The organism is Neobacillus sp. 19 (assembly GCF_049463095.1).
Lineage (GTDB): Bacteria > Bacillota > Bacilli > Bacillales > Cytobacillaceae > Neobacillus.
In genome coordinates, this window is record NZ_JBMPZU010000030.1 from 325010 (window position 1) to 335377 (window position 10368).

At 40.4% G+C, this 10368-nt stretch carries 8 protein-coding genes; all 8 read right to left on the minus strand.

The genetic code is table 11. From position 1 onward, the window contains the following. Window positions 1-84: 84 nt before the first annotated feature. Window positions 85-1488, minus strand: a complete 1404-nt coding sequence (gene hslU / locus ACO1D1_RS09030; RefSeq protein ID WP_149869590.1) for an HslU--HslV peptidase ATPase subunit — start codon at window positions 1486-1488, stop codon at window positions 85-87. A gap of 20 nt (window positions 1489-1508) precedes the next feature. Beyond that, window positions 1509-2051, minus strand: coding sequence for an ATP-dependent protease subunit HslV (gene hslV, locus ACO1D1_RS09035; protein ID WP_149869589.1), 543 nt, complete (start codon window positions 2049-2051; stop codon window positions 1509-1511). A gap of 157 nt (window positions 2052-2208) precedes the next feature. Further along, complete coding sequence (trmFO, locus tag ACO1D1_RS09040; protein WP_149869588.1) at window positions 2209-3516, minus strand: FADH(2)-oxidizing methylenetetrahydrofolate--tRNA-(uracil(54)-C(5))-methyltransferase TrmFO; 1308 nt, start codon at window positions 3514-3516, stop codon at window positions 2209-2211. 326 nt (window positions 3517-3842) lie between these two features. Next, window positions 3843-5924, minus strand: coding sequence for a type I DNA topoisomerase (gene topA / locus ACO1D1_RS09045; protein WP_423335647.1), 2082 nt, complete (start codon window positions 5922-5924; stop codon window positions 3843-3845). Window positions 5925-6238: 314 nt separating this feature from the next. Further along, window positions 6239-7141, minus strand: a complete 903-nt coding sequence (dprA, locus tag ACO1D1_RS09050; RefSeq protein WP_149869586.1) for a DNA-processing protein DprA — start codon at window positions 7139-7141, stop codon at window positions 6239-6241. A gap of 80 nt (window positions 7142-7221) precedes the next feature. After that, a complete protein-coding gene (gene sucD, locus ACO1D1_RS09055) occupies window positions 7222-8124 on the minus strand; it encodes a succinate--CoA ligase subunit alpha (protein ID WP_149869585.1) in 903 nt (300 codons plus the stop codon). Between the two features lie 24 nt (window positions 8125-8148). Then, on the minus strand, window positions 8149-9309 hold the full coding sequence (gene sucC / locus ACO1D1_RS09060; RefSeq protein ID WP_149869584.1) for an ADP-forming succinate--CoA ligase subunit beta: 1161 nt from the start codon (window positions 9307-9309) through the stop codon (window positions 8149-8151). A gap of 216 nt (window positions 9310-9525) precedes the next feature. Next, window positions 9526-10296: a ribonuclease HII gene (locus tag ACO1D1_RS09065; RefSeq protein WP_149869583.1), complete on the minus strand. Its 771-nt coding sequence runs from the start codon at window positions 10294-10296 to the stop codon at window positions 9526-9528. Window positions 10297-10368: the final 72 nt, after the last annotated feature.

The window sequence follows — 10368 nt, forward strand, 5'->3', positions numbered from 1 at the left end:
CCTCCTAAATTGACTACAACCATTATTAAATTTTATAAGTTAACATTTTTATGACTGATTAGGTCATTGTATCAGCAACCGCACCTATAGAATAAATTGTGACAAATCCTTGTTTTTCGAGATAGCACCCAATTTATCATTTACATACTGTGGTGTGATCGTAATTTTCTCCATTGAAATATCCGGCGCTTCGAACGATAAGTCTTCTAAAAGCTTTTCTAATATCGTATGGAGTCGTCTGGCACCAATATTGTCTGTATTTTGATTCACTTCGAATGCTACTTCAGCAATTCTACGAATAGCATCGTCAGAAAATTCAATTTGTATACCTTCTGTTTCCAATAATGCTTGATATTGCTTAATTAATGCATTATCAGGCTCGATTAAGATCCTGAAGAAATCTTCTACTGTCAGTTTTGTCAGTTCGACCCGGATTGGGAATCGGCCTTGGAGTTCCGGTATTAAATCCGATGGTTTCGCCATATGAAATGCCCCGGCAGCGATAAACAGAATATGATCCGTTTTGATTGAACCATACTTCGTTACCACTGTTGAACCCTCAACAACCGGTAAAATATCCCTTTGAACACCTTCTCTGGAAACATCAGCTGATGATCCGCCGGAATTCTTGCTGGCAATTTTATCGATTTCATCAATAAAAATGATCCCTGTCTGCTCCGCACGATAAATGGCTTCTGATGTTACTTCATCCATATCAATCAGCTTTGCCGCTTCTTCGTTTGTTAACACTGTCCTTGCTTCACGGACGGTTAATTTTCTCTTCTTCCGCTTCTTCGGCATAAAGCTGCTTAACGCATCCTGCATATTCATACCCATTTGTTCAATTCCGGACCCTTGCAGCATATCAAACATGGATGGGGCTTGTTCCTCTACTTCAACGGTTACGATTTCATCTTCTAACTGGCCAAGAGCAAGTTTCTCTTTAACAATTTTCCGCTTTTCGAAAACAGAGTAATCTTCTTGTTGCGTCTCTTGCTCAGCGTTCGGATTACCGCCGCCAAATAACATTTCAAGCGGGTTTTTATAATTCGTTGATTTTTTAGCAGATGGAACTAGTAAATCTACAAGCCTGCCGTTTGCATTTTCCTCAGCCCGTTCCTTTACACTTTGCATCCGGTCCTCTTTCACTAATCGAACGGAAGTTTCAGCTAAATCCCTAACCATTGATTCCACATCACGGCCGACATAGCCTACCTCTGTAAATTTAGTCGCCTCAACCTTAATAAACGGCGCGCCAACAAGCTTCGCAATTCTTCTGGCAATTTCCGTCTTCCCAACCCCGGTAGGGCCAATCATTAAAATGTTCTTCGGAATGATTTCTTCTCTGAGCTTGTCATTCAACAAACCTCTTCTGTAACGGTTTCTTAACGCAACTGCGACCGCTTTCTTGGCATCCTTCTGTCCAATAATGTATTGATCAAGTCTTTCGACAATTTGGCGGGGGGTTAAATTGGTTGTTCTTCCCATATTTTTCAGTCTCCTTCCCGTTATAGCTCTTCAACAATAATGTTGTGGTTCGTATATACACATATTTCTGCGGCTATTTCTAAAGAAGCCTTTGCAATTTCTTTTGCAGATAAGTGCTCACCGGAATATTTTTTCAGTGAACGACCTGCAGCCAATGCGTAATTTCCACCAGAGCCAATCGCAAGAATCCCGTCGTCAGGTTCGATAACTTCTCCAGTGCCGGAAACAAGAAGCAAACTTTCACGGTTCATAACAATTAACATCGCTTCCAGCTTGCGCAGCATTTTATCGTTTCTCCATTCTTTTGCAAGCTCGACAGCCGCCCTTTGGAGATTCCCATTATATTCCTCTAATTTCCCTTCAAACAGTTCAAATAGAGTAAATGCATCAGCAACAGAACCAGCGAAACCAGCCAGTACTTTACCATTAAAAATCTTTCTTACCTTTTTTGCTGTGTGCTTCATCACAACTGCATTACCAAATGTCACCTGGCCATCACCAGACATAGAACATTCACCATTATGGTGGATTGCAAATATCGTTGTAGCATGAAATTGATTCATCCAAATCTCCTCCTTATGGAGTAGGTTCAATTGTTTATTTTGCGTAATTTCTAATTGTTTGTAAACATCAGATAAATAAGTTTAATAAAACATTCACATTTATACACGGCAAGGGCTATTAAATAGTAACATACTTCCATAGCCCTTGCAATAAATTTTACAAAAATTTCACAAAGTTCTGAATTGTTTCCAGCGCTCGATTTGCATGCTGTAAATTTCTTTCCTGCTTTCCTTTAATACGGACAGGCAGTTCAGGAAATAAGCCAAAATTAGCATTCATCGGCTGAAAATTATCCGGATTGGCGGTCGTAATATAACGAGCCATACTGCCAATTGCTGTTTCAGCAGGAAACTCCACAGGATCTATCCCGTTAACTAACCGTGCAGCATTGATGCCAGCAATTAAGCCGCTTGCAGCTGATTCCACATATCCTTCAACTCCGGTCATTTGGCCGGCAAAGAATAAATTTTCGCGATTTCGGAATTGATAAGTGGCTTTTAATACCTTCGGTGAATTAATAAAGGTATTGCGGTGCATCACACCATAGCGAATGATTTCTGCATTTTCAAGTCCCGGAATCAACTGAATGACTTCTTTTTGCGCTCCCCACTTTAAATGTGTCTGAAAACCGACAATATTAAACAGTGTCCCTGCCGCATCATCTTGACGAAGCTGTACTACCGCAAATGGTCTTTTCCCTGTTTTCGGGTCCTCTAAACCAACTGGTTTTAATGGGCCAAAAAGCATTGTTTTCTTACCTCTTGCTGCCATGACTTCAATTGGCATGCAACCTTCAAAAAAGATCTCCTTTTCGAATTCCTTCAAAGGAACAGTCTCAGCAGAAACAAGCGCTTCATAAAAACGATTAAATTCTTCCTCTGTCATTGGACAATTTAAATAGGCAGCTTCTCCTTTATCATAGCGAGACTTTAAATAAACTTTATCCATATTGATGCTTTCTCTTTCGAGAATTGGTGCCGCCGCATCATAAAAATACAGGTAATCTTCACCGGTTAAGCTTTTAAGCTGTGCAGAAAGATCAGGACTCGTTAACGGGCCAGTTGCAATAATCGTTGGACCTTCAGGAATTTGGGTTACCTCTTCATTAATTACCGTAACATTTTCATGGTTTTTGACCATCTCCGTTACCTTAGCGGCAAATTCATGACGATCAACTGCCAAGGCACCTCCAGCCGGAACCGAACAAGCATCTGCTGAAGTGATAATCACAGAATCAAGCTTTCTCATTTCCTCTTTCAAAACACCGACTGCATTTGTTAATGTATTTGCGCGCAATGAATTACTGCATACTAATTCCGCAAATTTATCCGTATGGTGTGCCGGAGTTTGTTTTACCGGGCGCATCTCGTAGAGACGCACTTTTATGCCCCGTTTAGCAATTTGCCAAGCTGCTTCACTCCCGGCCAATCCGGCACCAATTACATTTATCGTTACATCCTTCATCTAGAAACCTCCCTAATACCCAACTTGTTGAAATATGTACATATGGGAATGTATATTTGATAATTGTCCAGCTCCAGCACCCTAGCGGCTAGTGTCCTTCGCTCTCCGCCCTACGATAAGTCAACATCGATTCGCCTCCGGCTCTTCGTGTTTCCTTTATCTCAGTTGGAGCGCTCCAGGCCATACGCCGCTGACCAGGGCGCTTCCGCTTTTCTTACTCAATACCTTTCCCTCTTTTAAAGTCCATCTTGCATTTTACTATACGAATGAAAAAGAAAAAAGTTTTAACTATCGAAAAATAAATAAAAGAGCGGGTATACCCACTCTTAACTTTGCGATTCTTCCTTATAATCACAGTTAACGCATTGAACTTGGACGCCCTTTTTTAATTTCTTTTCTACAAGCAGGCCTTCACATTTTGGACAAGGCCGTTGCAGCGGTTTATCCCAGGAAATAAATTCACACTCAGGATAGCGCGTACAACCGTAAAACAATCTTTTCTTTTTACTTTTACGCTCGATTATCTGTCCTTCTTTACAAGTAGGGCAAGTAACACCGATTTCTTTCACAATCGGTTTTGTATTCCGGCAATCAGGGAAATTACTGCAGGCCATGAACTTACCGTATCTACCCATTTTAAACACCATCGGATTTCCACAGTTTTCGCAGTCCTCGCCTGCCGGCTCATCTTTAATTTCTACTGACTGCATCTCCTTTTCCGCCTTCTTTAAACGGATTTCGAAGTCCCGGTAAAATTCATCAATGACTTGCACCCACTTTACTGTACCCTCTTCAACATTATCCAAATCGTGCTCCATTTTTGCAGTGAATTCAACATTTAGTATTTCAGGGAAGAATTCAAGGATCAGCTCATGGACAATTTCTCCTAATTCTGTAGGAATAAAGCGTTTATTATCAAGTGCAACATAACCTCGTTTTTGAATGGTATCCAATGTAGGCGCGTATGTAGACGGCCTTCCAATTCCCAATTCTTCAAGCGTTTTAACAAGTCTTGCTTCCGTGTATCGCGGTGGAGGCTGAGTAAAGTGCTGTTTCGGATCAATATCCTTTTTAAACACTTCATCTCCTTCTTTCAAATCCGGAAGCATCTTGTCAGGTCCATCCTCCTGGTCATCTGAACCCTCTACATATAGCTTCATAAAGCCAGGAAACTTTATTTTTGAGCCAGTAGCACGGAATACGACATTTCCATTCTGCAAATCAACACTCATTGTATCCATGACGGCCTGTGCCATTTGACTTGCTAAAAACCGTTCCCAAATCAATTTATATAAACGAAGCTGATCACGCGAAAGAAATTCCTTCAAGCTGTTTGGATTTCTCAAAGTACTGGTTGGACGAATCGCTTCATGCGCATCTTGGGCATTGGTTTGCTTTTTTTCTTTCCTTTGGACATCCTTTAAAAAGTTGTCGCCAAATTCCGCTTTTATATAACCTGCTGCCTCTGCCTGAGCAACTTCTGAAATTCGGGTGGAATCCGTTCTCATATAGGTAATGAGACCAACTGTACCTTCTTTACCAAGTTCAATCCCTTCGTACAACTGCTGAGCAAGCATCATTGTTTTCTTTGCACGGAAGTTGAGCTTTCGTGCCGCTTCCTGCTGCAAGGAGGAGGTGATAAAAGGCGGCGCCGGGTTTCTTCTGCGTTCTTTCTTTGTCACAGAAATTACCTTGAACTTATTGTCATTCAATTGCTTTAAGATCGCTTGAACCTTTTGTTCCGATTTTACCTCCGTTTTATCTTGACCAACTAAGGAATAAAAATTGGCACTAAAGTGATCATTCCCCTTTAAAAAGTCTCCTTCAATCGTCCAATATTCTTCAGGTATAAACGCTTTTATTTCTTTCTCCCGATCAATAATCAATCGGACTGCTACGGATTGAACACGTCCTGCACTCAACCCTTTTTTCACCTTTTTCCAAAGAAGCGGGCTGATATTGTAGCCGACAAGCCGGTCTAATATTCTCCGTGCCTGCTGAGAATCAACGAGATCCATATTAATTGGACGCGGATGCTTAAATGATTCTTTTATCGCATCCTTTGTAATTTCATTAAAGACCACACGGCAATCTGAGTTAATATCAACATCTAAACTATGTGCCAAATGCCAAGCGATTGCTTCCCCTTCACGATCCGGGTCAGCCGCGAGATACACTTTTTTTGCTTTTTTGGCCGCTGTTTTTAACTCTTTTAAAACAGGACCTTTCCCGCGAATTGTGATATATTTGGGCTCAAAATTATTTTCTACATTTACCCCTGTTTGACTCCTAGGTAAATCACGAACATGTCCCATTGAAGCTTTTACTTTATATTTATTTCCTAAATAGCGTTCAATCGTTTTCGCCTTGGCTGGCGATTCAACGATGACTAGAAATTCTGCAGCCATTCAAATATCCTCCTTAAGAGGGAAAGTGTGAAAGCGCCTCGAATACGGCAATTGCCTGTTTCTAAGATGCTTACCATTTGAGAAGATTTCCTACACTCCAGTTTTAACAACTTGAACCGGCGAAAATACTTTACAAAACTGCCTTATCCCAAATTTTTTTCAATTATATGTTAATTTCAATATTATATTCAATTTTTTCGAACATCTGTTGGAAAATGTATAACATATTAGAAATTTTTGCAACCTTTTTAAGCTTATTTCTCCATTTTAACGAAAAAACCTGCAAAAATATCCATTTTTATTACTAAGATTTGTTATTTCCTAGAGTTTAATCTTATTTCTTCTAAAATATCCTCGGCCCTTGTGACAAGTTTTGCCCCTTGCTGGATTAATTCATTCGTGCCGATTGAATAAGGATTAAAAATACTTCCGGGAAGTGAAAAAACATCCCTGCCTTCATGGACAGCGTAATTGGCCGTAATGAGCGATCCGCTTTTTCGCTTTGCTTCTATAATAAATGTTCCTGCCGCTAAACCGCTAATAATTCGATTGCGAGCCGGAAAATGCCATCTAAGCGGTTTTGTGTCCGGAGGATATTCGGACATAATAAGCTGCGTTTTCATCATTTCTAACGCAAGACTCATGTTCTCTTTTGGATAAATGTGATATAAACCGCCGGCAATAACAGCAATGGTATTCCCGCCATTTTTTATCGCGTATTCGTGTGCTAAGGCATCTATTCCCTTTGCTAAACCGCTGACAATCAGAACTCCATTATGAATTAATTCAGGAAACATTAACCTAATCGCATTTCTGCCGTATTGTGAGGCTTGACGAGAACCCACCACTGCAAGTTTTGGATCCCTTTCAAGAAGAGACAGATCTCCTTTCATAAATAAAGCCCATGGCGGCTGGTAGATTTCTTTTAAATAGCTAGGGTATTCTTTATCCAAAATTGTTATTACGGTAATATCGTTGGTTTCGTATTGGCGGATTTGTTCATGAATCATATCAGGGTGAAGAGAAATGATAGAAGATTGGACCAAGGAGTGTTCGTGGTTAATGGGTGGAAATAAGGACATCTGGTGTGATGATTTGGTCTGGTGCAGGTATAAAGACTCTAGAGCGGGGTCCTTCTTTAATAGTTGATAGACCATGTTCCAAGTGATATTCGGGTAATGTAGCAAATGAACCAGTCTTTCTTTAAAGTCATCCATGCTTTTTTCTCCTTTTTTTAAAATACGATAAATAGCCCCTCAAACTATGAGGGACTATCTGCAGCCAACTTGATGAAAAATTAATGTGTTTTACATTTTTCGTAAAGACCTTGTTCTTTCAACACTTCAATTAATGTTTCCCCCATGACAGAAGGTGTATCTGCAACCTTGATGCCGCATTCATTCATAATGCGAATTTTTTCGTCAGCAGTACCTTTTCCGCCGGAAATAATCGCACCAGCGTGCCCCATGCGTTTTCCTGGAGGTGCTGTACGGCCGCCGATAAAGCCAACAACAGGTTTTGTCATGTTTGCTTTTACCCATTCAGCTGCTTCTTCTTCAGCAGTACCGCCGATTTCACCAATCATGATTACAGCATATGTTTCAGGATCTTCATTAAAGGCCTTAAGGACATCGATGAAGTTCGTTCCATTAACAGGGTCTCCGCCAATACCGACAGCGGTTGTTTGACCAAGTCCTGCTTGCGTTAGTTGGTGCACTGCTTCATACGTTAATGTGCCAGAGCGGGAAACAACGCCAACATGGCCTTTCGTATGGATATAGCCGGGCATAATCCCAATTTTACATTCATCAGCAGTAATAACACCTGGACAGTTTGGTCCGACTAGGCGTGTCTTTTTGCCTTCCATGTAGCGCTTCACTTTCACCATATCCAATACAGGAATATGCTCAGTAATACAAATAACAAGATCCAATTCTGCATCAACTGCTTCGATAATTGAGTCAGCAGCAAATGGTGCAGGAACATAGATAACAGAAGCATTTGCACCTGTTGCTTCAACCGCTTCCTTCACTGTATTGAATACTGGCACACCCTCAACTTCTTGGCCCTTTTTCCCTGGTGAGGTCCCGCCAACAATTTTAGTGCCATATTCAAGCATTTGTTTTGTATGAAAACGGGCAGTTCCGCCTGTTATCCCTTGAACTAAAACTTTTGTATCCTTATTAATAAAAACGCTCACGATAATTCCCCTTTCTTCTCGATCCTATTTCACTAATGAAACGATTTTTTGTGCGCCGTCAGCCATAGATTCAGCAGCAATAATTTCCACACTTGACTCAGCAAGGATTTTCTTACCTAAGTCAACGTTGGTTCCTTCTAAACGAACAACAAGCGGAACACTTAGTCCAACTTGCTTAGCTGCTTCGACAACACCCTCAGCAATGACATCACACTTCATGATTCCACCAAAGATATTAACAAAAATACCTTTTACGTTTGGATCAGAAAGGATAATTTTAAATGCTTCTGTTACCTTCTCAGCTGTGGCACCGCCCCCAACATCAAGGAAGTTAGCCGGGTCTCCGCCGTAATGTTTAATAATATCCATTGTAGACATCGCAAGTCCGGCTCCATTTACCATACAGCCAATATTTCCATCTAAAGCAACATAGCTTAAATCATATTTAGATGCTTCAATTTCTTTTACATCTTCTTCTTCAAGATCACGGTATGCTAATACATCCTTTTGACGATATAGGGCATTAGAGTCAAAGTTTAATTTCGCATCTAGTGCCATTACTTTACCGTCACCGGTAACAACAAGCGGGTTAATTTCAGCAATCGAGCAATCCTTTTCGATATAGGCATTATATAATCCCATCATAAATTTTACTGCCTGGTTCACAAGCTCGTTTGGAATATTGATATTGAAAGCAATACGGCGCGCTTGGAACGGCTGCAAGCCAATCGCAGGATCTATTTCTTCTTTAAAAATTTTCTCAGGGGTTTTTTCAGCTACTTCTTCAATTTCCGTTCCGCCTTCTTCGGATGCCATTAGTACAACATGTGAAGTCGCACGATCCAATACTAAGCCCACATAGTATTCTTTCTTGATGTCGCAGCCTTCTTCAATTAATAGACGTTTAACTTCTTTACCTTCCGGACCTGTTTGGTGTGTAACCAAAGTCTTGCCAAGAATTTCATTTGCATATGTACGAACCTCTTCAAGGTTTTTCGCAACTTTAACACCACCGGCTTTCCCCCGTCCGCCAGCATGAATTTGTGCCTTTACAACACAAACCTGTGTGCCTAGTTCTTTCGCCGCTTCAACTGCTTCTTCAACAGTGAATGCCACTTTTCCGTTAGGAACCGCTACCCCATAACTTCTGAGGATCTCTTTCCCTTGATACTCATGGATATTCATTTCCCATCCTCCTATCAAACTCTTCAAAAAATTGACTCCGTTTTCATTTTATATAATGACACATACCTTGTCCACCATTAAGCTAAAAAATTATATTCAAGTTAAAAAAATTCAGAATAATAAATTACTATAATTCCCATTACAAAGGTATTTTTCCAATTTATTAACCGTCAATATATTTTTTACAATAATAAAAAACAGGCGGAAACCTGTTTTTTATTCAAGGGAGTTTTTAATTGGCGCGAAGCTCTTCCGATGATATGGAGTAATCCCATGTAGTTTAATTGCTTGGATATGTTCCTTCGTCCCGTATCCCATGTGCTGCTGAAAGCCATAGTCAGGATACAGGATTGAAAGTTCCTTCATCCACTCATCTCTTGCTACCTTTGCAACAATCGAAGCCGCAGCAATCGAGATACTTTTTCCATCCCCTTTGATAATGGATTCGGCAGGATAAGGGGTTTCAAGTTTCATTGCATCAATTAACAAAAAATCTGGTTTTGGATTGAGCGAGGTGATTACTGCTTTCATCGCCTTTTTAGTGGCTTCATAAATATTGATCTCATCGATTTCATTTGCATGAATCATCGAAACGCTATACGCCAGCGCTTCCCTTTTGATGATCGTATCAAATTCCAGACGTTTTTTTTCTGAAAGCTTTTTCGAATCATCAAGACCTGCTAAGAAAAAATCTGCCGGTAATATAACAGCTGCTGTTACAACAGGACCGGCAAGCGGGCCTCTTCCAACTTCATCCACACCGGCAATGAATTCAAATCCCTGAGAGCGCCATTTTTTTTCATAGACATTCATCTCATTGAACTTTTCCTTTAATCTTCTTTCCTCTGACCTTTTCTTTCGCCATTTATGTATCAGCTGCTGTACACCTTTACGCTCATCCTGAAGGACCTCTACCAAAAATGGATCATTGTCTACTAGAATACTTTCTAGTTGTCGTTCAATTTCCGCAATTGTTTGTAACTTCATTTTTTTCACCTGTTGTCATGATATATTGTTTCGGCATTCATTTCAATTCAAAAAAGCACACGAGTTTTGAAC

Coding starts and splice junctions, on each gene's coding strand:
- trmFO (WP_149869588.1), bottom strand. CDS start 3,516: ATGAAGGATGTAACGATAAATGTAATTGGTGCCGGATTGGCCGGGAGT.
- sucC (WP_149869584.1), bottom strand. CDS start 9,309: ATGAATATCCATGAGTATCAAGGGAAAGAGATCCTCAGAAGTTATGGG.
- ACO1D1_RS09065 (WP_149869583.1), bottom strand. CDS start 10,296: ATGAAGTTACAAACAATTGCGGAAATTGAACGACAACTAGAAAGTATT.
- dprA (WP_149869586.1), bottom strand. CDS start 7,141: ATGGATGACTTTAAAGAAAGACTGGTTCATTTGCTACATTACCCGAAT.
- topA (WP_423335647.1), bottom strand. CDS start 5,924: ATGGCTGCAGAATTTCTAGTCATCGTTGAATCGCCAGCCAAGGCGAAA.
- hslU (WP_149869590.1), bottom strand. CDS start 1,488: ATGGGAAGAACAACCAATTTAACCCCCCGCCAAATTGTCGAAAGACTT.
- hslV (WP_149869589.1), bottom strand. CDS start 2,051: ATGAATCAATTTCATGCTACAACGATATTTGCAATCCACCATAATGGT.